This is a genomic window from Pseudoxanthomonas sp. LARHCG66 (assembly GCF_052871755.1).
The window spans coordinates 1114699-1138908 of the sequence record NZ_JBIXJW010000001.1 but is presented as its reverse complement, the minus strand read 5'-3'; the positions used below and the strand labels follow the sequence as shown (position 1 = coordinate 1138908).

Genomic DNA, 24210 nt, shown 5'->3' with positions numbered 1-24210 from the left:
ACCGGCAATGAAAAGCTTGGCAACGGCGAATCCGTTCAAGGTCTTGCCGATGGTCGTGCAGGCTGCGTTGGTAGCGGCCTGTCCGTTGTTCAGAACCGAGTGGTTTGGCCAGCGTACAGGGAACTCAGGGAGCAGGTATCGCGTGGCGCGGCAGTTCGCGCGCGATGGCATAGATGGTGGCGCCGCCAACCCCTTGTTCGACGCTGCCTGGTACCAGAATCGCTACGGTTTCCGGGGAACGGCTGCGCAGTCGTTGCTGCACTACTGGTTGATGGGTGATCGTCTGGGGCTTCGGCCTACGCCATGGTTCGATGCTGGCTTCTTCCGCCGTAGCCACCGGGCGCCGGGGATTTTCGGCACGGCACTGATGCTATTCCTGCAGCGATGGCGGGACCACTCAAACGCGCATCCGCTCTTCGACCAGACATGGTATCTGGAAAGCTATCCCGACATCCGCGAATCCGGTCAGAACCCGCTATTGCATTTCGTGCTTTACGGACAGCAGGAAGGCCGGCAGCCGAATCCCTACTTCTCACCAAACTGGTATCTCGAGAAGAACCAGGACGTGGCCAAGTCGGGTATCAATCCGGCGCTGCATTTCTGCCTGTATGGCGCTGCAGAGGGACGCAGCCCAGGGCCCTCCTTCGATGCGGCGGCGTATCTGGGTAGATATCCGGAAGTGGCGCAAAGCCACCTCGATCCCTTGTCTCATTTCCTTGCCATCGGGCGCCATCGCGGAGCCGATCCTGGTTCACGCGTGCTGAAAGTTTCCACGTTGTCTCCTCGGATTGGGACATTGCCGACTGCGGAGAAAGCACCCGTCGTCGATGTGGTGGTGCCTGTCTATCGAGGGCTGGACGAGACGCGCGCCTGTATCGAGTCCGTCTTGGCGTCCTCGAGCTACGGCAACGTTCGCCTGCATCTGTACAACGATGCTTCTCCGGAACATGAGGTGGCCGACTACTTGCGTGACGTGAAGCAACGTCATCCCGAGGTGGACCTAGTCGAAAATCCGGAGAATAGAGGCTTTGTCGGAACCGTTAACAGTGCGATGCGGGCGACCTTTTCCCGTGCTGATTTCACTGCGGTGATCCTGCTCAACAGCGACGCCGAGGTCGCGAATGACTGGGTGGAGCGGCTGTTTGCACATGTAGGTATCGAAGTGGACAGGGTGGCGACCGTTACTGCGCTTTCCAACAATGCGACGATCTGTAGCTACCCGCAGATCGGCGAGAACGACTTGCCAACCGATTGCGACACAGCAGATCTTGACCTATTGGCTGCACAGGTCAATGCAGGCGAATCGGTGCAGATTCCAACGGGTGTAGGGTTCTGCATGCTGATCACTCGACAGGCGTTGGATGCCTTGGGCTTCTTCGATGAAGAGGCATTTGGTAAGGGCTACGGCGAGGAAGTGGATTTCTGCATGCGCGCCAACCAGGCTGGCATGCGGAATCTGTTGGCGATGGATGTGTTCGTGCGCCATATCGGCGAAGTCAGCTTCGCCGACGTCAGCAAGCCCGGCAAGGTCATTGCCCAGAAGATCCTGCAGGAGCGTTATCCCCATTTCAACAGCCAGGTCGCTGCTTTTGTTGCAGTGGATCCGGGCCTGCCGGCCCGCATTCGGATCACTTGGGCGCGGTGGAAGCGTTCCGGCCGGCCCGTCCATGTGCTCGTCAGTCATGCGTGCGGCGGAGGTACGGAAAGGCGTGTGCAAGAGGTTGCCCGGTCATTAGGGCGGGATGGTCATGTCGTCATTCTCCGTCCGGCGAAGTTTCACTCCGACCGTATCAATGTCGATAACCCGTCGGCATTCGATGGCTTTAACGTCGAGGTTGAGGTCGAGTCGGGCCAGGAGCTGGCCGACCTGCTCGGACTGATGGGTGCCCAAGCGATACAGATCCATCATGTGCTCGGATTCGGCGAGTATCTACGCGAGGGAATCGCGTTGCATGGACGTGGTTTCGATTTCATAGTGCATGATTATTACTCGGTATGCCCTCAGGTAACGCTCACTACGCGGGACTCTTCCTATTGCCGTGAGAAAGGAATGGTTGCGTGCGATGCATGCATCGCCGAGCGGCCCAGTCATGGCGCCGCGGACATACGCAACTGGCGCCTGCGCAATGAATGGCTCGTTGTAAACGCGATGAGTGTGGTCGCCCCGAGTCAGGACACTGCTATGCGCATTGCGGGTTACACGGGCAGGCATCCGGCCGTGCAGTACCACGAACCTGAAATAGTCGGCCAACAGGCGCGACCTAAGCCATCGCAACGGGAGTTCAAGGTTGCAATCATCGGTGTGCTAGCCCCGCACAAGGGAAGGGATAAGGTGCTAGCGATGGCCGGCGCGGCCCGCGAAAAAAGCCTTCCGCTCAAACTACATCTCATTGGTGACACGCAGGGCGAAGTTCCCCGCCAAGCGCAAAAGCACCTGAGTGCCACCGGCACATATCGGGAAGAGGATCTGGACGGATTGATCGCCGCAGCAGATCCTGATGCTTTCCTATTCCCGGCTCCGTGGCCGGAAACCTACTCTTACACACTCAGCGCGGCATTGAGAACAGGAAGGCCGATCATCGCTTCCGATATCGGTGCATTCCGCGAGCGTCTGAGTGACTACCACAGCGCCTTTCTTTTCCCGTGGGACACCAGCGGCGAAGAACTCGCCGAGCACGTCGTAGGCTATCTTAGGTCACTGCAGGAACAGGGTGCCTCGGTACGGACCAAACACCCACCGCAGGCGACGGGGATGGGCAAATGATCAAGGTCGCAGTCGTGCCGGAACGCTATGGTGGGGTGCTTTCGCCCTGCGGGACCATTCGCCTGTCGGCGTTCTTCGATGCTATCCGTGCCCACGGCGTTGGTCTTGAGATCCGCTATTTGTTGGCAGCCGAGCTGGAGCACTACCGACCGGACGTAATCGTCTGGCAGCGCGTCGCGCTGACCGAGGTCAAACAGGTCGAGGCATTGGCGGCGCTCGCAGCGCGGCTGGGTGCGCGCCTTGTCTATGATTTAGACGACAATCTTGTTGATGTCGCCGAGCATGGCGAGGCGGATGCGTATCGCAGCATGGTCGCGGTGGTCGAGGCATCACTAGCCGCCGCAGATGAAGTCTGGGTATCCACCAATGAGCTGGCTCGCCGCGTCGCGGGCATCGTCAGAGGCTCGGTACACGTCATGCCCAACGCACTGGACCCGGGAATATGGCGGGCACCGGTGAGTGCCCCGCGGAGCCCGGTGGCGCCGTTCCAGTTGCTCTACATGGGCACTCGCACGCACGACGAGGACTTCAGGATGCTCGCCGAAGGGTTGGATCTGCTCGATGAGCGTCTTCCGGGCAGTTTCGAGCTGACGATGATCGGTGTGCGTGCTCAGGATGATGCATCGATTCGATGGCTGAAGTTGTTGGAGCCACCGTTGCACGTGGGTGCTTCATATCCTGCGTTCGTGCACTGGTTCTCTGGGCTCAGTGGGTTCGATCTGGGCTTGGCGCCGCTGATGGCCGGACGTTTCAACGATTGCAAGAGCTCGATAAAAGTGCTCGACTACGCGGCCTTGGGGTTGCCTGCGATTGCATCTGACGTGGAAGCGTATCGGGATACTGCCTTGGTGGAAGGCAAGAGCGTACTTCGCGTCGAAAACTCGCCGTTGGCGTGGGCAGACAGGATCAATTCCCTCATGAACCACCCCGAAGCACTGGCCTCCGTAAGAGAGGGCTCACGGGTGTTGGTCGGCGCAGAAAGATTCGAAGATGCCGTAGCGCTGCGTCGCGACCGGCTCTTGAAGCAATACAACACCCGGAGCGGCTTGATCGATGACGGGCAGTTGCATCAATAGGCAAAGAAACAAGCATTCCAACCCAATTCAACCAGGTGAATCTATGAAGAAGCTGTCGGCTAATCTCCTTGCGGGCGCAGTCTTGATTTCAGTATTGTCCGCATGTAATCCGGGCAACAAGCAGGCTGGTACCGATACGGTCGCGGCAGCGCCGGCGGCTCCGGTGGAGGCACCAGAGCCGACGCCAGCGCCGGTCCAGGGCCTGGCTGTTCCGTTCGCGGAGAACGCACTGTCGATGACGGTAGGTGGCAACTGCTCGCTTGATGCCGTGAATGGCAGCGCGGTCGTGGAAGGCAAGCTTCAGCTCAAGCGCGGCGAGTCCGTCGTGATCGGGGGATGGGCAGTCGATCAGGCAGGTGTGGTGCCGGCGCAGCCGCAGCTCGTCATTCACAGCGATGTCGCTGGCTACACCGCGCCGCTGGCCACCGGTATAGAGCGCGCCGACGTCGCCGCCGCGATGAAGAATCCTGCGCTCTCGAAGGCGGGTTTCGAGTCACCGCTGTCGTTGCGGGATGTCCCCGCCGGCGTCTACGACTTGTCCGTGGTCGTGACCGGTGAGGCAGCGCGTCGTTGCCCGCTGAACGTATTGCTGACGGTTACGGACTGATCTAGCGCGTATCGTCTCTCAAGCCTGCAGCGTGCTGCAGGCTTTACTGAATACGGATAGCAAGCCTGTGATGCCAAGATCGTTCAACTTTCGCCACGCAGCGTATGCGCTTGTCGCCATGTGTGTGGCAATCCTCTTCCTTGCCGGGCAGCGCAACGAGAGTTCCGAACGATTCCTGCGCATCGGTCTGAGTTCGCCGGATTCTGGAAGTCTGCAGGCTTTTTTTGACACGGGTTCGGGCTTCAATGAGGCGGAGTCCAAACACGTCCACTTCAAGTCCGGCAGCTCCGCGTTAACGGTGCCGTTGCCATCCGGCAAGGTCCAAGCACTGCGCCTGGACCCTGCTCCAGGCGTCGAGACCATTCTCGTACGGGAACTGGCGATCACGGTACCCCGCTCTGGCGGCTACGAGGCGATCAGTGCAGGTGGGTTGCAGCCGGTGAACGAAATCGCCGGATTGACGAGATCGAATGGAGGGATGCAGATCTCCATGGCTCCCGGCAGCACGGATGCGCAGCTGATACTGGACGCCGACAGCATTTCCGAGGCTAGTACGGAAGCGCCCATGCTGACGATCTGGACCAAGTATGTGCTTGGATTCCTGATCTTCGCGCTAGCCGTGTTCCATCTGGCGCGACGTCCCTCCGGCATCCCGGTGACCGCTCTGCTATTGGCTGGTGTAGTCCTGGTCGCGGCGCTTGCGCTGGTCTCGACCACCGCGCGCTCGATCCATCCGGACGAGCACAACCATGTCGCGGCGGCGCACTATTACTTCAGCCACTGGAAGCCGCCGGCCGTCGACGACCCTGCTATTGCAGATACCTATACAATCTATGGCACCAGTTACCTCAACGAACTGGACATCGGTTATCTGATCGCCGCGAAGGTATCCAATCTCTGGTCGGGCTTCGGACTCGACGATACCGTTTCGCTGCGTTTGTTCAATGTGCTTCTGCTGGCCATTCTTCTTGTGGTCGCGTGGCGGGGCAGGGATACGTGGACGGGTGCTGCAGTGCTGCTGGTGACCTCGCAGCTTTGGTATCTGTTTTCCTATTTCAATGCGGATGCCTTCCCATTGTTCCTTTCTTTGATGCTGGCATTCCTTTACGCGCCGGCCTCGTCAGCCGTTTCTGATTACGTGGAAGGCAAGGCAACCAGAATCTTGCCGTTGCTGGCGTTCGTCCTCGTACTTGGCCTGCTGCTGATATCCAAACGGAACTATCTGCTGATCGTGATGTTCATGGGTCTGTTCCTGAGTGTTCGTCATTTGACGTTACCTGCCTGGTGCGTGGGATTGGCGGCCGTCGGGGCTGGCCTGTTGAGCTTCAGTCTGATCGGTGGCGCGCAAATGCAGTACATGTTCCCATCCATCGGCGGGTCCTTCGTGCCGGTGGGAAGTGCGATGTTGTTGGCCGCCATGCTCGCGGGCGTCTGGCGCGTCTTGGGGAGCAAAGAGTTACGTCCCAAGTTCTATCGGGTGGCGGCCCTCTTCTCGCTTGCTGCAATGCTGGCTTTCCCACGCGTAATGCTGGACCGCGACGTCAACGGCGGCTCCGCCGAGAAGACAGCGAAGGTGCTGGCCGCAGCCGAAAAGTACGGGGAGGTCAGGTTCAAACCGTCTACTCTTGCCAATAATCCTGCAGCCAGCTACCCGGGGCGTAACCTCGCTGCGAAAGGCGTGACGATCGGTCAACTGTTCGGCCATCCATACGACTGGCTCTACCAGAGCTGGCGCAGCTCGATGGGCGTGTACGGGTACATGAATGCGTTCGCTCCGGAATGGCTTTACTTGCTGGTCAGCATCGGCCTTCTGCTGTGCTTGGCAGGCGCGTTCAGGCATGGCATCCGGGACGGGACATTCCGCCGCGATACTTTCGGAGTGTGTTGTATCGCGGCTCTCGTGGTGCTCAGCTCGATCGTCCATAGCTGGGCCTACGACTTCCAGCCACAGGGGCGCTACCTGATGCCTATCGCGGTGTTGCTTGCTGTGCTGGCCTTGGCGCACCCGATCCTGCTGCGCTCACGCTTGATGTCCGCCGGACTGGCGACCAGCTATCTGGCTTCGCTGTTCTCGTTCCTCTTCTTCGCAATCCCGATTCTGGCCAGTCGTTGACGGCCGGCTGGACGTTGGTGGGCGGCGGCGAGCCCAGCCGGTCACCGCACGCCGCAAAGCTCAGGTCCGATTGAGTGCTGCGTCTGCGGCAGCCATCACCTGATCAAGATGGTCCTCGACACCGACCCAGAGCGGCATCCGCACCAAGCGATCGCTGATCGAATCGGTGACGCTCATATCCGACGCTGTTCGGCAGTGGGCGATGCCGGCGGGGGAAGAATGCAGCGGAATGTAATGGAAAACGGTTTGCACGCCCTGCTCCTTCATCGCTTGGATGAAATGCGTCCTGTGCTCCAGAGAGGGTAGCAACAAGTAGTACATGTGCGCGTTGTGCGTACGGTCTGACGGGACAATAGGGCGACGCAGCCGCCCAGCGCCCTCATGTGCCGCGGCCCATGCGTGATAGCGGTCCCAAATGGCGAGTCGCCGTGACGTGATGCCGTCGGCGTCTTCGATCTGTGCTGTCAGGAACGCTGCGGTAATTTCTCCTGGGAGGAACGACGACCCGATGTCCACCCACGTGTACTTGTCCACCTGACCGCGGAAGAACCGGCTGCGGTTGGTGCCTTTCTCACGAATGATCTCGGCGCGCTCGCCGGCCTCACGGTCGCGGCACAACAATGCGCCGCCTTCGCCAGAGATGATGTTCTTTGTCTCGTGGAAGCTGAGAGCGCCGTAGTCGCCGATGGTTCCAAGCGGCCGTCCCTTGTAGGTGGACATGATCGCCTGGGCAGCGTCCTCGACCACCTTCAGCCCGTAGCGATCTGCGATTTCCATGATCGCGTCCATCTCGCAGGCGACACCCGCGTAGTGGACGACGCAGATCGCCTTCGTGCGCGGGCCTATGGCCGCTTCGATCAGGCGTTCGTCGATGTTCAACGTATCCTCGCGGATATCGACGAAGACGGGTACTGCGCCGCGCAATGCAAACGCGCTTGCGGTGGACACGAAGGTATAGGAAGGAAGAATGACTTCATCACCGGGTTGCAGATCCAGCAGCAAAGCCGCCATCTCGAGCGCTGCCGTACAACTGTGCGCAAGCAGCGCGCGGCCGGCCAGGGTTCGCTCCTCCAGCCATGCATGACAGCGCTTGGTGAAGCTTCCGTCACCCGACAGATGCCCATTGGCGTGTGCTTGAGCAATATGCGCGAGCTCGCGGCCTGTCATGTAGGGCTTGTTGAAGGGAATCATTGCGTGGAACTCCTTGTAGAGGCTTTTCAGCCCGTGGATCGCGAGAGGACGACGACGCCGGCCACGATAATCAGCGTGCCGAGAAGCTTGTAGGCATCCAGGCGCTCCTGAAACAGCCATGCGGCCAGAAGGACGACGATGACGAAGTTCATCGACATGAAGGGATAGGCGCGACTGAGCGGTAGCCGGTTGATCGCCGCCATCCAGCAAATGGATGCGCCGAATGCCGCTGCAAATCCGGAAATGACCCAAGGCTTCAGCAGTAGCGTCGCGATGTTGGTAGCCGACAGCGGGCCATTGAGAAGATGCGAATGCAGGCCCACCTGCCACTTGAGTACCAGCTGACCGTACACGGTCAGAAGGATGGTTAGGGTGATGAAGACATAAGCCATAGAGCCGCTCGCTCAATAAGTCGGGCGCGCGACGCGCGCAGGGTGTCAGGCGCCTGGCGTGAGCTTATCCGGATCACGCCATCCCCAGATGTAATGTGACGCGTCCCGGCCAGCGTTGAATATCAAGTCCAGGATACTCACCGCATGCTCGAACCCATCGGAAAGCTGCTTGTACTCGGGGTATCCCGAATAGTCCTTGTATTCCAGTTGGATGCCAGCGTCCTCGAACCTTTGCGGGTCGATATACGAACGGGCTGCCGGGCCGGACAGGTAATGGGTGGCGCCCGACTTCACCAGCAGATCGATTAAGCGATCCAGTTTGCTACCCGTGGCATCGAACTCCAGAGAGTCGCGGAACTCGGTCCGTATTCCCAGCACTTCCTGCGCAATGCGCCGAGTGAAGACCTGATTCATCTCTGAAAGGGACTTCCACGCGGTGCCTGTATACAGCTCCTCGATGAGGGGCGAATACTCGCGGAAATGGCGGGTTTTGGTATAAGCGTGACGGATCGTCGACCAGTGCTTCCGCTGCCAGCCGGCGTCAGACAACTGCACCTCATTGATCAGGCGTTTGATATTGCCGCCTGTCGGCACGGTCAGCCACACGGGCGCTCCGTTCGCGATCACACGGTTACGCGAACGCCAGTCCTGATAGGTGAACTGGACGTCGTCGTAGAAAATGAAGGTGTCAACGTCGTGGATGATGTCGAAGTATCCCTTCCAGGGGATGTAGCTGGATTGCAGTACGGCAACCCGCTTCTGGCTGCTCATGCGCTGAAGGCTCTGTTGTGATGGCGGCTCCCAGCCTTGACGAAGGACCGGGGGGGAAGCGTGGAGCCGTCAACAATGGTGCAGTTGGCGCCGATGAAGCTCAATGCCCCAACGGATACGAAACCGCAAAGTGTAGCAGCCGGGCTGATGAAAGTGCCTTCGCCGATGGCGTTGTCGTGACTGATAGTGGCCTGCGGCCACAGTACGCAGAGGTCGCCGATGCCTGCAAAGGCATCCACATCCACGTTGGCCATCACAAGGCTGCCGGCACCGAGCGAGGCGCGAGGACTGATGCGTGCGCGGGGATGCACGATTGGCGGAAATTGGAATCCCAGCGAACGCAGGTGATGGAACATCGCCATCCGGGCATCCATGTGGCGATAACCGATCGCCATGGCGAGATCGGCGTCCTCGGACGATATGCGCGAGCCCAGATCATCGGTTCGCCCCACGATGTCTTCCCCAATATTGGAATCATCGACGAGCCCCATCACCGTGCGGCCAGATTCTTCGGCGAGCACTTTGACCAGGCGACCGAAAGACGATGCTCCGATGATCACCAAAGGCTTCAATCGCCGACCTCCTCTTCAACCAGGAACAATGGCATGGACGCAGTTTTGAAATTGATGCGCGCCAGGTACTCGCCGAAGATACCGAGGATCAGCAACTGGAGGCCGCCCAGGAATGTCATGCCGGCCATGATCGACGCGTAGCCGCTCACGCTCAGCGCCCCCGTCAGTTTTGCAATCAGGATGGAAACGCCCCATGCCGCTCCACCGAGCGAAGCGCTGAGGCCTAGCCACGTCGCAATGCGCAGTGGAAGATCGGAGAACGTCACGAAGATGTTGATCATGTGAGCGACCAGCATCCTCACGCTGTAACTGCTTTTCCCGTGAAATCCAGCGTCGTGCGGTACGACTACCGTCGCATAGTTGTGCGTGATCCAGGAGATGTAGCCGTCGATGAAAGTGAACGGCGACTGGAATCGCTCAAGGCCGTTCGCCACGGTGCGATGAATGACGCGGAACGAGGTGTATTCCCGGTTCAAGCTGGGTATCGCGAACTTGAACAGGCTGCGGCCCACCTCCGAGGTGAGGTTTCGCCACCAGGCATGGCTGCGCGTTTCGTTCACGCCATACACCACCTGGTGCCCTTCCTCGGCCTTCTGCAGCAGCGCAGGAACCGACTCGGGGGGCTGTTCGAGATCTTCATCGATGGTGACGATCCACTCACCGCGCGCATGAGCGATGCCGCACAGGGTGGCGGCATGCTGTCCGAAGTTCCGACTCAGCCGGATGCCACGGACCTTCGATGGATTTTCGGCACACAGACGGTCTATGGCTGCCCAGTTTGCCGGGCTGCCACGGTCGTCGACAAAAATGATCTCGTAGGATTTGCCCAGCGGCTCCAGCGCCACAGAGAGGCGTCGACGCAGTTCGCCTATGGATTTCGAGCCCCTATAAACCGGAACCACCACGGAGTAATGGGGTGGAATTGAGGGGCCAGCGGGTATGGTCATGGTGTGGCGGAGTCGTTGTCGTCTAGAGGTCGGAAGCTAAATGGCGCGGTATGGGGTCACTGGGCGCTGCAAGAGTAGGTTTGCGACGGCTCAGGCCATCAGTTCAGCGCTGACTCCAGTTCCGGCAGTAGCGCAAATAGATCCCCCACCAGCCCGATATCCGCGATCTCGAAGATCGGCGCTTCGCCGTCCTTGTTGATCGCCACGATGGTGCCTGCGTCCTTGATGCCGGTCAGGTGCTGGATGGCGCCGGAGATGCCGACAGCCACGTACAGCTCGGGGGCGATGATCTTGCCGGTCTGGCCGACCTGCAGTTCGTTCGGCACGTAGCCGGCATCGACCGCGGCACGCGAGGCGCCGACGGCGGCGCCCAGCTTGTCGGCCAGGGCGTAGATCACCTTGAAGTTCTCGGCCGAGCCCACGCCGCGACCACCGGAGACGACGCGCTTGGCGCTCTGCAGGTCGGGGCGGTCGGACTTGCCGGCGGCGAGGCCGACATAACGCGTATGCGTCGGCAGGACCGCATCCGCCCTGGCGGCTTCGACCGTTGCGCTTCCACCCTTGGCGGCTTCCGGCCACGAGGCCGTACGCACGGTGGCGACGACGGTCTGGTCGGCCGGGGTCTCGACGGTGATGATCGCATTGCCAGCGTAGATCGGGCGCTTGAAGGTGTGCGGGCCTTCCACGGCCATCAGGTCGGAGACCTGGTTGACGCCGAGGAGGGCGGCGACGCAGGGCAGCAGGTCCTTGCCGAACGTGGTCGATGGGGCGAACACGTGCGTGTAGCCTGCGGCGAGCTTCGCGATCTGCGGGGCCAGTACCTGTGCGATGGCATTCGCGTTGGCGGCGTTGGCGACGGCCAGCACCTTGGCGACGCCGGCGATCTGCGCGGCTTCGGCGGCGACGGCCGTGGGGTCGGCGGCCAACACGACCACGTCGATGGCATCGGCCTTCACGGCGGCGGCGGCGCTGACGGTCTTGGCGGTGGAGGCGTTGAGCTTGCCGTCCAGGTGTTCGGCGATGACGAGAACCTTGGCCATTACAGCAACCCCTTCTGCTTGAGTGCGGCGACCAGCTCGGCCGCGTCCTTCACCATGACACCCTTGCTGCGCTTGGCCGGCGGGGCGTAGTGCGTGGTCTTGTGGGTGTCGGCGGATTCGACGCCGAGGTCGGCCAGCTGCAGCGTTTCCAGCGGCTTGCTCTTCGCCTTCATGATGTCGGGCAACTTGATGAAGCGCGGCTCGTTGAGGCGCAGGTCAGTGGTGACCACTGCCGGCAGGTCGACGTCCAGCGTCTCCAGGCCTGCGTCGACTTCACGCACCACCGTGGCCTTGCCGTCGGCGATGTCGAGCTTGCCGGCGAAGGTCGCCTGTGGGCGACCCCACAGCGTGGCCAGCATCTGGCCGGTCTGGTTGGCGTCGTCGTCGATGGCCTGCTTGCCGAGGATGACCAGGTCCGGCGATTCCTTCTCGACCAGCTTCAGCAGCGTGCGGGCGGCGGTCAGCGGCTGGATGGCCTGGTCGGTGACCACGTGGACGGCGCGGTTGGCGCCCATGGCCAGACCGTTGCGCAGGTGGGCCTGGGCGTCGGCGGGGGCGATGGTGGCGACCACGACCTCGGTGGCGATGCCCTTGTCGCGCAGGCGCAGGGCCTCTTCCAGCGCGATCTCGTCGAAGGGATTGGGGGACAGCTTGACGCCGTCAGTGACCACGCCGGAGCCGTCCGGCTTGACCTGGATGCGGACGTTGTAGTCCACCACGCGCTTGTAGGCGACGAGAATCTTCATCCTGCGGGAATTCCTGTATGCGACGGTGAGGCCCGGCCGCGGCGGCTGGCCGAGGGCAGACTTGGGATTTTAGCCGTCAGGCGGGGGCCATGCGAGCCCGTACGGTGCCGTCCGCCAGCTGTTCCGCCAGAACACCGGCAAAACGTGCCGCGCTGCCGGGCGCCTGGGCGAAGAACAGCGAGGGTTCGGTCAGTTCCAGCTCAAGCAGGCGGGGCTGGCCTTCGGCGTCGATTAGCAGGTCGATGCGTGCATAAGACAGCGGTGTGTCCAGTTGACGCAGGCGCGCCGTGGCGGCGAGCACCCGTTCGGCCAGCGCTTCCTCTGCCTGGGTGGCCTTGCCCGGCAGGATGTCGCCCAGCGCCATCGGCGCCTGGCGCGCGCCTTCGCCGGCTGCCAACTGGGCGCCCTTGCGGGCCGCGTGACTGAAACGCCCGCCGAAGTAGAGCAGCGCGATTTCACCCTGCTCATCCACCGAGGCGATGTAGGGCTGCAACATCACGCTCCGCTCCTGGTCGAGCAGGCGCGCGACATGGTTGCCGGCCGCGAACTGCTGGTCGCGCGCGTAGCGATGGGTATCCCGGGCGCCAGCACTGACGGCCGGTTTGACGACGAACTCCGCGCAGTCGAATGCCTCCAGGAAGGCTGAGAGCGCTTCCATGGGTTCGGCATCGGGTTCGACGAAGTGGGTGGGGACGGTCGGGATGCCGACGGTCGCCAGGTCCGCGAGGTAATGCTTGTCGGTGTTCCAGCGCACGACATTCAACGGATTCATCAGGTGCGTGACCCGGTCCACGTGCTCGCACCAGGCCAGGAACCCGGGCAGTCGCTCGGTATAGTCCCAAGGCGAACGCAGCAGGACCGCGTCGAAGCGCGCCCAGTTCACGGTAGGGTCGTCCCAGGCCACGGCGCGCGGGTGGAAACCTGCATCGGCGCAGGCTTCGAGCAGCGGGACGAGATCATCATCGTGGCCGGTCGCGGCGACAGCGGTGACAAGCGCTAGGGTCTTCATGCGGGCAAGTGTACGCGCACGTCCGGTGCCGGATTCCCATTGACCGAAAGTACCTGTGTGGCCCTTGGGGGCGTGGGTAGAATGCAGGCTTCCTCAACGAATGGATCACGCCATGGCGGGTAACCCGGCCTCCGGAGGCAAGCAGAAGCTATATCCCAGTGCCGCGGCCGCACTGCAGGGCGTGGTGGCCGATGGCCAGACGCTGGCGGTCGGCGGCTTCGGCCTGTGCGGCATCCCCGAGGCGCTGATCGGCGCGCTGCGGGACAGCGGCGCGAAGGGGTTGACGGCGATCTCCAACAACGCGGGCGTGGACGGCTTCGGCCTGGGCCTGCTGCTGGAAACCCGGCAGATCAAGAAGATGATTTCGTCCTACGTGGGCGAAAACAAGGAGTTCGAGCGCCAATTCCTTTCGGGCGAACTGGAACTGGAATTCAACCCGCAGGGCACGCTGGCCGAGCGCCTGCGCGCAGGCGGCGCAGGGATCCCGGCGTTCTTCACCCGCACCGGTTACGGCACGGTTGTTGCCGAAGGCAAGGAAACCCGCCAGTTCGGCGAGCATTGGTACGTGATGGAAACCGCGCTGGCCGCCGACGTATCGCTGGTCAAGGCATGGAAGGCCGACAAGGCCGGCAACCTGGTCTTCCGCAAGACAGCGCGCAACTTCAACCCGGCTTGCGCCATGGCCGGCAAGGTGTGCATCGCGGAGGTCGAGGAAGTGGTGGAAATCGGCACCATCGATCCCGACCACGTTCACCTGCCCGGCATCTACGTGGACCGCATCGTCCACAACCCGTCCCCCGAGAAGCGCATCGAGCAGCGCACCGTCTGCCAAGGAGACAAGTGATGCCCTGGACCCGCGATGAAATGGCGCAGCGCGCCGCCCGCGAACTGACCGACGGCGCCTACGTGAACCTGGGCATCGGCCTGCCGACCCTGGTCGCGAACCATATTCCGGCCGGCATGGACGTGTGGCTGCAGTCCGAGAACGGCCTGCTGGGCATCGGTCCGTTCCCGACCGAGGACGAGGTCGACGCCGACCTGATCAACGCCGGCAAGCAGACCGTCACGGCCCGCGCCGGTGCCAGCTACTTCGGCAGCCACGATTCCTTCGCCATGATCCGCGGCGGCCACATCGATCTGGCCGTGCTGGGCGCCATGCAGGTCACCGACAAGGGCGACCTGGCCAACTGGATGGTCCCGGGCAAGATGGTCAAGGGCATGGGCGGCGCCATGGACCTGGTGGCCGGCGTCAAGCGCATCGTGGTGCTGATGGAGCACGTGGCCAAGGACGGGAGCCACAAGATCCTGCCCCAGTGCGACCTGCCACTGACGGGGGTGGGGGTTGTTGACAGGATCATCACGGACCTGGCCGTTTTCGATGTCACCCCCGACGGACTGGCGCTGATGGAGATGGCCGATGGCGTAACCGAAGCGGAGCTCGCCGCGAAAACCGGCGTGCCTTTCCGGTCCGGCCACTGAAGCACGCCATGCCGTGATGCAGGTCCGGTTGCAATGCGCGATGGTGCACGTCTGACTTCCAGCTGTACGCTTTCTGGCCGATAACGCGGAGAGGCGAACCTGTTGGCTATTTGTGGCCCGACGGCTGGGCTATAGTGTTAGCTCAGGGGCTCTATCCGTTTTTTTTCAGAGGCGTACGTATGAAACTCCGGGTCGGCGCTTGCGCCTTGATGTTGGTTTTGGCCGGGTGCAGTGGGGAAGGCCCCGAATCGGGCGTGGCAGGGATGCGTGGTGTTGCCGCAAGCAAGGCGACCGGCAGCCTGCCGACGTCGCTCCCCCTGGCTCGTGCGATCGGGGCGTCCATCGCCAACGCGCCTGACCGCGGTTCGCTGCTGTCCTACCCCAATAAAGCGGCGCCAACCAAGCAGGAAGGTGCCTACACCTGGTACCCGACGGCCATCAGCGAAGCCCACGCCTTCAAGGGCATCGCCACCGGCGAAATGACCGTGCCCTCGCCGGATGGCAGCCAGGTCAAGCTGCGCTACGAGCGCCACGTTGAAGAGGTCGACGGCAACTGGACGTGGATCGGCCGGGTGGTTGGCGGCGATCCGATGCAGGAAGCCATCATCACATTCGGTGAGAAGGCCGTGTTCGGCTCGATTCCGCAAGCCAGCGGCAAGCCGGCCCTGAGCCTGCAGACCCGCAATGGCAAGGTGTTCGCGGTGCAGACCGATCCGTCGAAGGTTGTGTCCGCAACCAAGGGTCATGTCGACATCATGGTGCCTGAGGCAGCTTCGCTGCGCTCGTCCATGGCGGCGGCCGTCGGCCAGTCGGCGCAGGTCAGCCAGAGCGCCACCGCAGTGGCGCAGGCAGCGCCGCCTACGGCAGCCAATACGATCGACGTCGCGGTCGGCTACACCCCTGAATTTGCGACGGCCAACGGCGGAGCTTCCGGTGCCGCTACGCGTCTGGTGTTCCTGGTCCAAGTAGGCAACCAGGCCTTCGCCAACAGCGACGTCAACGGCTACCTGCGAATCGTGAACGCCTTGCAGGTCAACTACACCGATACCAACACCAATCAGACAGCGCTGCGGGAATTGACCGGTAGCACGGGCAACTCACCCGTCACCATACCGGCCAGTTTGGCACCCCTGCGGACGGCGCGTGACCAATACGGTGCCGACATCGCGATTCTGGTGCGCAAGTTCAACACGCCGGAAAACGAAGGTTGCGGCATCGCGTGGTTGAACGGTGCAGACCAGAGGGACATCACGTCGGCGGACGCGGCTTGGGGCTATGCCGTGATCAGCGATGGTTACGACACCGGCACCGATGGCAAGACGTACTACTGCGCCGACGAGACGTTGGTGCACGAAGCCGCGCATCTGATGGGTTCGGCACATGATCGTGCCAACTCCACAGCCCCGGGGCCCAATGGCACCACGGTTCTTCAGTACGGTCGTTATCCTTATTCATTCGGCTACAAAACATCGGCCGCCGCTGGCAATTTTTACACGGTGATGGCATATGGCGATACCGGCCAGATCGCGCATCGTATCTTCTCCACGCCGCTAAAGAGCACCTGTGGCGCCGCCGGCAATCTGGCATGCGGTGTTGCCAACAGTGAGGACAACGCTCGGAGTCTTAACCAGACGATTCCGGTAGTGGCCCGCTTCCGTGCGACAGTGGTCCCATTTGTGGGTGCCGCGCAGCGCGACCTCGATGGCGATGGGCGATCGGACGTGTTCTGGCGCAGTTCTGCCAATGGGCAAAACGTTGTGTGGAAGGCGGGCAATCGCGCTGACAGCTACTATTCGGAAACCGTTTCGGACCAGAACTGGCAGATCGTTGGTTCGGGTGACTTCGACGGCGACGGCAAGTGGGATATTTTCTGGAGGCACGCCACCAACGGCCAGAACATCATCTGGTCGGCGGGCTCGGGCAACTCCTCCCGGGTCGTGCAAGCTATTCCCGATGTCAATTGGAAGATCGTCGGTATCGGCGACTTTAACGGCGACGGCAGGTCCGATCTTTTCTGGCGCCACTCCACTACCGGGCAGAACATCACCTGGTGGTCTGCAGACCCGGCGGCCACAGCAAATGGAACCGCGGTGGCTGTCAATTGGCGCGTCGCTGGCGTCGGCGACTTCAACAACGACGGCCGCGACGACCTGTTCTGGAGGAACTCCATCACGGGCGAGAATCTGATCTGGCCGTCGGGAGCGATCGCGAATTCGTGGGTGCAGGTAACCATTCCTGACCAAGGATGGCGCGTTGCGGCGACCGGAGATTACGACGGTAACGGCACCACTGATGTGTTCTGGGTGCATGCAGCGACGGGCCAGACGGCGGTGTGGCCGTCGGGTGCCTACGCGGGATCGTTCTCGGAAGTGACCGTCCAGACCAGCTGGCAGGTGGCGACGTCGGGCGACTACAACGGCGACGGCAAGGCCGATCTGTTCTGGCACAACCCAACGTCCGGCGCGACGATCATATGGTGGGCAGGTCGATCCCCAAACAGTACGTTGATGGAGCCAGTTGCCACGGTGTGGTCGCCCAAGCTGTAGGCGAAAGCGTTCTACTGAGCGATTGCAGACGAGACGCCCGCACGTGTATCCGGAAACGGAATACGTGCGGGTTTTTTTGTTTGTATCGATCGAGGGTCCTGTCGGCTCAGGGCTCGATCCGTGCGGCAACCCGTACGGCAAGCAGCAGCGGTCTGGCGAGAGATTAGCCGCGGCTGGCGTAGGGATATGTATTATCGCCGGTCGATGGAATGCTCCCAGCGGCGCCGCTCTCCGCCAAGACGGACGTATGGAAGCCAGTGCTCGTCACGCAATGCTGGATGATCCGCTCAAAGGCGTGCGCGAGCGTTCCGTCTACCTGTCCTTGTTCGGACTCGAACTCGCTTGGCAGAAAGTGTGCGTCCAGCAGTGGACGAATCGCGGCGAGCCGAACCCAGAACATGCTTCCGGAGACGAACGTCTGCGCATGATGGTCTACGGGAGGGAGCCCGACGCGCCGAGCTAGCGAGTGGACGGAGCGTTCGTTCGCGCCCCAGTAATAATCCAGGCCGAGGACATGGTCGGCGGGCGCGACAAGACCTACCTGCGGATCGTTTTCCATCACGATCATGGCTTCTCGTCCACGGTCACCCGTTATCAGTTTCATGAGCAGGTCTTGGCGCCATGCATCGCCGTCCCGCCGATGCAAGGATTTCTTCGTGTGGAGTTTCAGGACAACATCGACCCCGTTCCCCAGCAGATGCTCGGAGGCGATGAGAAAGGGAAGCATGTCGCGCCCGCGGTTCTCGACAACGATCAGGTTGAAGGAAAAAGCGGATCTTTCCAGGGAATCGCGAACTTCCATCACGCGGTCGTGCGTCGTGGTGACAGTCAGATGCCAGTCCAGGCCGCTACTATCCAGCGCCTCCAGTATCTCCGTCAGCACGTCGACATGCCATGCGTGGACGATGGCATGCGCGCGCGCGCACTTCTCCGCGTGCGTACGTTCGTTGCTGCCGGCAACAATAGCCAGCGCGTCCCGCGTGGCTTGCAGATTGGCATAGCCTAGCCTGGTATCAGGCTCCAGCATGGCCCCTTCGGCCCACTCGTTCCACGCATTGATGAAGACGAGCTGTTCGGCAAGCGTCTCGCCATCGCGGATGCTATCGACGAGCCAGTCGCGATACCCGCGCGGCGAAGCATGAAACAGCGTTCGCCCGCGGCCGGGCCGCCGCGCTTCGTTGTCCCAACTCGGCGTCACTCCTGGGTACCGGTTGCCTTGCTCGGGCGCGGTGACCCGGGACAAGGTACGCCAATCCAGCACCTCACCTTGGAATGCGGGATTCAAGAGCAGCTGCTGCGTCGTGATGTCCTGTGCCGGATACCGGTTCGGAGGGAAGGCAATGGAGGCGTCTAGGCCGTACTGCGCCGGTGGGGGTGATTCGAAACTCTCTACATAGACGATCTGCAGGTCGCCTATGCCGTGGGAGCCGCACCATTCGCGCCATCGTCTGGCCGTGCTGCAGACATCCGGCAGCAGGCCAGGTCGGTACACCACGAGCACTGGCCTCCCCTCCACCCGAAGATACCGCGGGTCGCGCATGTACTCCGCGACATGTTCAATGAACGCGATGTCGTCCTCGGGCGAATGTTGCTGATCGATCAGGATCTCGTCGCCACGCCCATCCCACGTGCGGGTCCACTTCTCGTTGGCCCAGCACAGGCAGAACTTCAGGTCGATGGTCTTGTCGTTCAGCCAGTTGCGAAGCGGCGTTTCCAGCAGGGTCTTGCCGCCGAACCAGTAGAAGTAGAAGCAGAATGCGCTGATGCCGTACTCGCGGGCAAGGCGTGCCTGTTCGTGCATGACCTCGACGTTGCGCAGATCGTAGAAGCCGAGGTCGCCCGGAAGTTTGGGTTGATAGTGGCCTTCGAATTGGGGCAGGGCGCGGGTGACGTTGCGCCACTCGGTGAAGCCCTTGCCCCACCACTCGTCGTTCTCGGGAATGGTGTGGAACTGCGGCAGGTAGAACGCGACGAGCATGGCAGGCAGCGGGTCTGGCAATTCGCCTTTTTCATAGGGTACGTAGCCGATCGCGCGCTCATCGGAGCGGACGTACGGTCTGCGCGGCAGGTCGCCGGTCGGTGCCTTGCCTTTGGGACCCTCTGGCACCCAATGGCCCTTCGTGTCCAGGAAGCGCTCGCGCAGCTTGTCGCGGGTGCCCTGCGGCATCGGCGTCAGCCGGAATGCGGTTCGCAGCGCGTAGAACAGGCCGGTACGAACGCGGCGTGACAGGGAATTCGTCACAGGCTTCCTAGAGATTCTGGTAATTCGGCCCCGCGCCGCCTTCCGGCGTCACCCAGTCGATGATCTGGTAGGGGTCCTTGATGTCGCAGGTCTTGCAGTGCACGCAGTTGGCAGCGTTGATCTGCAGGCGCTTGCCGGTGCCGTCGTCGACGATCTCGTACACGCCTGCCGGGCAGAAGCGTGTGCAGGGGTTGTCGTATTCGGCGGCGCAGCGGGTGACGCAGACAGAGGTGTCGTGCACGCGCAGGTGCACGGGCTGGTCCTCGTCGTGTTCGGTGGCGGCGTAGTAGACGCCCTGCAGGCGGTCGCGCGGGGCGAGCGTACGGTCCACGTAGTCGCGGCTGGGTTCTTCGTACTCGCCGATCTTCTCGAGCGAGGACCAGTCAGGCGTGACTTTCAGTGTCCACGGCGAACGACCACCGACGGCGGTTTCCCACGCGGCGTTGGCCATGCCGAACCACAGGCCTTTCTTGAAGCCGGGCTTGATGTTGCGGACGGACTTCAATTCGGTCACTGCATCGGATGCGCGCAGTTTCGCGTCGAAACCCTCGGGCGCCAGCTGCGACGACACCAGGTGCTCGGCTGCCAGCATGCCGCTGCGGATCGCCTGGTGCGTGCCCTTGATCTTGGGCACGTTGAGCAGGCCGGCGGTGTCGCCGATCAGCAGGGCGCCGGGCATCTCCACCTTCGGCAGCGACTGCCAGCCGCCAGTGACGATGGCGCGCGCGCCGGCGGAAAGAATGCTGCCGCCTTCAAGGATCGGCTTGATCAGCGGGTGGTTCTTCCACTGCTGGAAGGCCTCCCATGGTTTGTACTCGGGGTCCTTGTAGTCCAGGCCGCTGACGTAGCCAAGCGCGATCTGGTTGTTTTCCAGGTGGTAGAGGAAGCTGCCCCCGTAGATGTCGTTGCTGGCCGGCCAGCCGAGCGTGTGCACGATCTTGCCCGGGGTGACGCGGCCTTCGGGCACCTGCCACAGTTCCTTGATGCCGATCGAGTACGCCTGCGGGTCGCTTTCCTTGTCCAGCGTGAAGCGCTTCACCAGTCGCTTGGTCAGGTGGCCGCGCGCGCCTTCGGCCAGCACGGTGACCTTGGCGCGGATGTCGATGCCCTGCGTGTAACCGGATTTTTGCGTGCCGTCCTTTGCGATGCCCATGTCGCCGATGCGCACGCCGACGACCTTGCCGTCGTCGTCATGCAACGTTTCGGCGGCAGCGAAGCCCGGATAGATCTCGACGCCCAGCGCTTCGGCCTGCGGCGCCAGCCAGGCGCACATGGCGCCGAGCGATACGATGAAGTTGCCGTGGTTGCGCATCCCGGGCGGCACGATCGGGAACTTGCGGCCACCGTCCTTGCTGAAGTACCAGAACTCATCGTCCGTGGCCGGCACGCAGACCGGCGGCGGATTGTCGCGCCAGCCCGGGAGCAGCGCGTCCAGCGGCGCCGGTTCGATCACGGCGCCCGACAGGATCTGCGCGCCGATCGTGCTGGCCTTCTCGATCACGCAGACCGAGACATCCGGGTTGAGCTGCTTCAGCCGGATGGCGAACGCGAGACCCGCAGGGCCCGCGCCGACCGTCACGACGTCGTACTCCATCACATCGCGTTCGACATCGGACATCGGGTTCAGCTCCAGCGTGGCATTAGGCTGCCGGTATTTTCGGGGTTTGCACCGGGCGGGGCAAATCCGCCAGCATCCTCCCCATGACCATACCGCTGCCGCTGCCTGCGAATGGAATCGATGTGGCCCTGCCTGGCGCGTCGCTGACACTCCTGCCTGACTGGCTAGAGCGCGAGCGGGCTGACCGGCTCTTCGACGAGTTGCGCGACACCTTGCCCTGGAGCGTGCACCGCCTCCGGATGTTCGGACGTACGGTCGACTCCCCACGGCTCAGCGCGTGGATCGGCGACCCGGCCGCGACCTACCGGTACTCGGGGACCGACTTCGCGCCGCATCCCTGGACGGAGGCATTGTCGGCGCTGCGGGAGCGTCTCGAGAGAGAGCTCGATGTGCCCTTCAACAGCGTGCTGGCGAATCTGTACCGCACCGGGCGCGATGCGATGGGGTGGCACAGCGACGACGAGCTGGAGCTTGGATCGCAGCCGGCCATCGCATCGGTCAGCCTGGGCGGCGTGCGCCGCTTTGCGTTGAAGCATCGCCAGGATGCGACATTGCACCGCACGTTCGAACTGCCGCACGGGAGCCTGCTGGTGATGGCGGGCGATACCCAGCATCTGTACCGGCATGCACTCCCGCGCACGGCGCGCGAGGTGGCGCCGCGCATCAACCTGACGTTCCGCTGGATCGGACCCGCGCGTCGCCGCTGATGCCGGCTCTGCGCGCTGCGTGGATCAGCGGGCAGCCTTGGGATCGCCGTTGCCGGACACGAGCACCCAGCCGACGATGTCGGCGGTCGCCGCTTCCAACGCCTGCTCGAAGGCTGTTGCCACCTGGGCGACGTCGATCCCGCCCGCAGGACGCTGCTGCAGGAAGGTGCGCGACGCGACGACACGCTGGTCGCGGTTGTTGACCAGCTTGGCGTTCACTTCGACGACGGCCTCCGGCTGCGCGCCACCCGCGTAATCGGCCTCGAAACGGCGCAGGTCCATGACCAGCCGGTAGTCGCCCAGGATGCCGGCGTCGGCACTGGCGACGGCGGGAATCCGGCCCGAATCCTCCAGCGTGCGCTGCACCGCATCCTGCAACATGTCGGTCGCCGGCAGCGCCCATGACACGCCGCGATAGACCTGCAGTTCGCCGGGCATCGGCCGCACGCTGATGCGCGGGCTGTCGATCACGCGTGCAGCCGTGGGCTTGGCGATGACGAGCGACCACGCAACGTTGGGCCAGTCCGCCCGCGCGGGCACGCGGACATCGGGCGCGTAGATGGTCACGGGGTCCCGCTGTTCGCTGCCCAGGATGGAGCAGCCAGCCAGCGCGAGCGCAAAGGGCAGGGCGAGGAGGAATCGCTGCGGCTTCATTTCGGGTCGAACTCCTTGGGTGCGTCGCGGCCGAGCAGGTAGCGTGCGGGATTGCCTTCGAGGCGGTCGCTGACGCGGCGCAGGTCGCGCACCAGGCCGCGCAGTTCGGTCAGCGTGGGGCCGAGCTGGCCCAGGCCATCGTTGGCGAAGCTGTTGATCGCGGCGCGGTTCTCTCCCAGGATCGCATCGGCGTTGCCGGCGGCGGAATCCAGTTTCGCGAGCGTTCTTTCCAGCTTGTCGAGGATCCCCGGCAATTCGCGCACCAGGTTCTTGTCCAGGCGCTCGATGGTGCCGTTGGTGGTGGTGAGGGTCTTGTCCAGGTTCTGGGCGGCATCGCGGGCGCTGACGATCAGCGACTCCAGGCCATCTTCGCGGCTGGCCAGCGAATTGCTCATCGACTCCAGGTTCTCCAGCGTGGCCGTGATGCTGGCGACATTCTTGTCGCTGAGCGCCTGGTCGAGGCGTTCGACGATGCGGTTGGCGGTGTCGGTGATGTTCTGCAGCGCCGATGGCGCGGTCTGGATCACCGGTGCCTCGCGCGTGTCGACGCTGGTCAGCGAGGGGGCCTGCGGCGTGCCGCCGCTGAGCTGGATGATGGTGGGGCCGGTGAGGCTGGTGATGGCCAGTTTCGCGCGAGTGTCGGTCTTGACCGGTGTGTAGGACTCCACCCGGATGCGCGCGATCACCTGGCGCGGGTCGTTGGGCGCCAGCGAGAGCTTGGTGATCGAGCCCACCGCGATGCCGTTGTACTGCACCGGGCTGCCCACGGTCAGGCCGGTCACCGCCTCGCGGAAGACCACCTGGTACTCCTGCCAGGTCCGTTCGGAGGAGTACTTCGCCGCCCACAGGCCGAACAGCAGCAGTGCGCTGGCGATGATGAGGGTGAAGGCCCCGATGAGGACGTAGTTGGCGCGTGTTTCCATGGATCAGACCGCCGTTTGCGTGTTGAGGGCCCCGGGGGCCTGCTGTCCGTCGCGCGCGGCGCGCGCGCGGGGACCGTGGAAGTACTCCTGCACCCAGGGATGATCGAAGCGCTCCACTTCGTGCAGGGGCGCTATCGTGATGACCCGCTGGTCCGCCAGTACCGCGACGCGGTCGCAGATGGCGTACAGCGTGTCGAGGTCGTGGGTGATCAGGAAGACCGTCAAGCCCAGGGCTTCCTGCAGTGTCTTGATCAGGCGGTCGAACGCCGCCGCGCCGATCGGGTCCAGGCCGGCCGTGGGCTCGTCCAGGAACAGCAGCGGCGGGTCCAGCGCCAACGCACGCGCCAGGCCGGCACGCTTGCGCATGCCGCCCGACAGCTGCGATGGCAGCTTGTTGATGGCGTCGGCGGGCAGGCCTGCCAGCTTCACCTTCAGCAAGGCCAGTTCGTAGCGCCAGCTGTCAGGCAGCTCCGGGTGGTGTTCCTTCAGCGGCACCTGCACGTTCTCACCCACCGTCAGCGAGGAGAACAGCGCGCCATCCTGGAACAGCACGCCGGTGTTGCGTTCGATGTGCTGGCGTTCGGTCTGGTCGCCCGAACGTGCGTTCGCGCCCAACACGGAAATCTCGCCCTCGTTGGGCTCGCGCAGCCCGAGGATGGAACGCATCAGCACCGATTTGCCCGTGCCGGAGCCGCCGACCACGCCGAGGATCTCGCCGCGCCGGACGTCCAGGTCCAGGCCTTCGTGCACGGTCTGCTCGCCGAAGCGGTTGACCAGGCCACGCACCTGGATGATGGGGGATTCATCGGCCAT

Annotated in this window: 21 protein-coding genes; 8 read left to right on the top strand and 13 right to left on the bottom strand. The window is 62.9% G+C overall.

Annotation, left to right across the window (positions count from 1 at the left end):
* Positions 1–7 precede the first annotated feature (7 nt).
* From ACIPRS_RS05425 to ACIPRS_RS05410, 4 genes are all read left to right on the top strand, one after another.
* Positions 8–2764 (top strand): glycosyltransferase, encoded by a 2757-nt coding sequence (locus ACIPRS_RS05425; RefSeq protein ID WP_446537784.1) that lies wholly within the window; start codon positions 8–10, stop codon positions 2762–2764.
* Positions 2761–3840, top strand: a complete 1080-nt coding sequence (locus ACIPRS_RS05420) for a glycosyltransferase (RefSeq protein ID WP_446537783.1) — start codon at positions 2761–2763, stop codon at positions 3838–3840. The genes ACIPRS_RS05425 and ACIPRS_RS05420 overlap by 4 nt, the downstream gene beginning before the upstream one ends.
* A gap of 43 nt (positions 3841–3883) precedes the next feature.
* Entirely contained in the window at positions 3884–4447 is a 564-nt protein-coding gene (locus ACIPRS_RS05415; protein WP_446537782.1) for a hypothetical protein, read from the top strand.
* Positions 4448–4517: 70 nt separating this feature from the next.
* Positions 4518–6560 carry a hypothetical protein gene (locus ACIPRS_RS05410; RefSeq protein WP_446537781.1) on the top strand — a complete coding sequence of 681 codons (2043 nt, stop codon included), beginning with the start codon at positions 4518–4520 and terminating at the stop codon, positions 6558–6560.
* A gap of 60 nt (positions 6561–6620) precedes the next feature.
* On the opposite strand, the gene rffA is transcribed toward ACIPRS_RS05410, so the two are convergent.
* The 8 genes from rffA to ACIPRS_RS05370 form a co-directional block, all read right to left on the bottom strand.
* Positions 6621–7751: a dTDP-4-amino-4,6-dideoxygalactose transaminase gene (gene rffA, locus ACIPRS_RS05405; protein ID WP_446537780.1), complete on the bottom strand. Its 1131-nt coding sequence runs from the start codon at positions 7749–7751 to the stop codon at positions 6621–6623.
* Between the two features lie 26 nt (positions 7752–7777).
* On the bottom strand, positions 7778–8143 hold the full coding sequence (locus ACIPRS_RS05400) for an EamA family transporter (protein ID WP_446537779.1): 366 nt from the start codon (positions 8141–8143) through the stop codon (positions 7778–7780).
* Positions 8144–8188: 45 nt separating this feature from the next.
* Positions 8189–8914, bottom strand: a complete 726-nt coding sequence (locus tag ACIPRS_RS05395; protein ID WP_446537778.1) for a WbqC family protein — start codon at positions 8912–8914, stop codon at positions 8189–8191.
* Positions 8911–9486: a PglD-related sugar-binding protein gene (locus tag ACIPRS_RS05390; protein WP_446537777.1), complete on the bottom strand. Its 576-nt coding sequence runs from the start codon at positions 9484–9486 to the stop codon at positions 8911–8913. The genes ACIPRS_RS05395 and ACIPRS_RS05390 overlap by 4 nt, the downstream gene beginning before the upstream one ends.
* The gene (locus tag ACIPRS_RS05385; RefSeq protein WP_446537776.1) at positions 9483–10433 is read right to left on the bottom strand and encodes a glycosyltransferase family 2 protein; all 951 of its coding nucleotides are present in this window, start codon (positions 10431–10433) and stop codon (positions 9483–9485) included. Before ACIPRS_RS05385 ends, ACIPRS_RS05390 begins: the two co-directional genes overlap by 4 nt.
* A 98-nt stretch (positions 10434–10531) precedes the next feature.
* Positions 10532–11473: an electron transfer flavoprotein subunit alpha/FixB family protein gene (locus ACIPRS_RS05380; protein ID WP_446537775.1), complete on the bottom strand. Its 942-nt coding sequence runs from the start codon at positions 11471–11473 to the stop codon at positions 10532–10534.
* Positions 11473–12219 carry an electron transfer flavoprotein subunit beta/FixA family protein gene (locus tag ACIPRS_RS05375; RefSeq protein WP_337730609.1) on the bottom strand — a complete coding sequence of 249 codons (747 nt, stop codon included), beginning with the start codon at positions 12217–12219 and terminating at the stop codon, positions 11473–11475. Before ACIPRS_RS05375 ends, ACIPRS_RS05380 begins: the two co-directional genes overlap by 1 nt.
* 76 nt (positions 12220–12295) lie before the next feature.
* Positions 12296–13228 carry an ATP-grasp domain-containing protein gene (locus tag ACIPRS_RS05370; RefSeq protein ID WP_446537774.1) on the bottom strand — a complete coding sequence of 311 codons (933 nt, stop codon included), beginning with the start codon at positions 13226–13228 and terminating at the stop codon, positions 12296–12298.
* A gap of 112 nt (positions 13229–13340) precedes the next feature.
* Here ACIPRS_RS05370 and ACIPRS_RS05365 point away from each other — a divergent pair, with 112 nt between their 5' ends.
* The 3 genes from ACIPRS_RS05365 (at position 13341) to ACIPRS_RS05355 (ending at position 17253) form a co-directional block, all read left to right on the top strand.
* A complete protein-coding gene (locus tag ACIPRS_RS05365) occupies positions 13341–14072 on the top strand; it encodes a CoA transferase subunit A (RefSeq protein ID WP_446537773.1) in 732 nt (243 codons plus the stop codon).
* Positions 14072–14707: a CoA transferase subunit B gene (locus tag ACIPRS_RS05360; protein ID WP_446537772.1), complete on the top strand. Its 636-nt coding sequence runs from the start codon at positions 14072–14074 to the stop codon at positions 14705–14707. Before ACIPRS_RS05365 ends, ACIPRS_RS05360 begins: the two co-directional genes overlap by 1 nt.
* A gap of 179 nt (positions 14708–14886) precedes the next feature.
* Positions 14887–17253 (top strand): FG-GAP-like repeat-containing protein, encoded by a 2367-nt coding sequence (locus ACIPRS_RS05355; RefSeq protein ID WP_446537771.1) that lies wholly within the window; start codon positions 14887–14889, stop codon positions 17251–17253.
* 163 nt (positions 17254–17416) lie between these two features.
* Here the strand turns inward: ACIPRS_RS05355 and ACIPRS_RS05350 are convergent, their stop codons facing one another.
* The gene (locus ACIPRS_RS05350; protein ID WP_446537770.1) at positions 17417–19495 is read right to left on the bottom strand and encodes a glycoside hydrolase family 99-like domain-containing protein; all 2079 of its coding nucleotides are present in this window, start codon (positions 19493–19495) and stop codon (positions 17417–17419) included.
* 7 nt (positions 19496–19502) lie between these two features.
* Entirely contained in the window at positions 19503–21113 is a 1611-nt protein-coding gene (locus tag ACIPRS_RS05345) for a 4Fe-4S dicluster domain-containing protein (RefSeq protein WP_446537769.1), read from the bottom strand.
* A gap of 83 nt (positions 21114–21196) precedes the next feature.
* Between ACIPRS_RS05345 and ACIPRS_RS05340 the strand changes: the two genes are divergently transcribed.
* Positions 21197–21820, top strand: a complete 624-nt coding sequence (locus tag ACIPRS_RS05340) for an alpha-ketoglutarate-dependent dioxygenase AlkB family protein (protein WP_446537768.1) — start codon at positions 21197–21199, stop codon at positions 21818–21820.
* A gap of 24 nt (positions 21821–21844) precedes the next feature.
* On the opposite strand, the gene ACIPRS_RS05335 is transcribed toward ACIPRS_RS05340, so the two are convergent.
* The 3 genes from ACIPRS_RS05335 to ACIPRS_RS05325 are packed head-to-tail and all read right to left on the bottom strand — an operon-like array spanning position 21845 to position 24210.
* Complete coding sequence (locus ACIPRS_RS05335; RefSeq protein WP_446537767.1) at positions 21845–22474, bottom strand: ABC-type transport auxiliary lipoprotein family protein; 630 nt, start codon at positions 22472–22474, stop codon at positions 21845–21847.
* On the bottom strand, positions 22471–23397 hold the full coding sequence (locus tag ACIPRS_RS05330; RefSeq protein WP_192200220.1) for an MlaD family protein: 927 nt from the start codon (positions 23395–23397) through the stop codon (positions 22471–22473). Before ACIPRS_RS05330 ends, ACIPRS_RS05335 begins: the two co-directional genes overlap by 4 nt.
* A 3-nt stretch (positions 23398–23400) precedes the next feature.
* Positions 23401–24210 (bottom strand): ABC transporter ATP-binding protein, encoded by an 810-nt coding sequence (locus ACIPRS_RS05325; RefSeq protein WP_446537766.1) that lies wholly within the window; start codon positions 24208–24210, stop codon positions 23401–23403.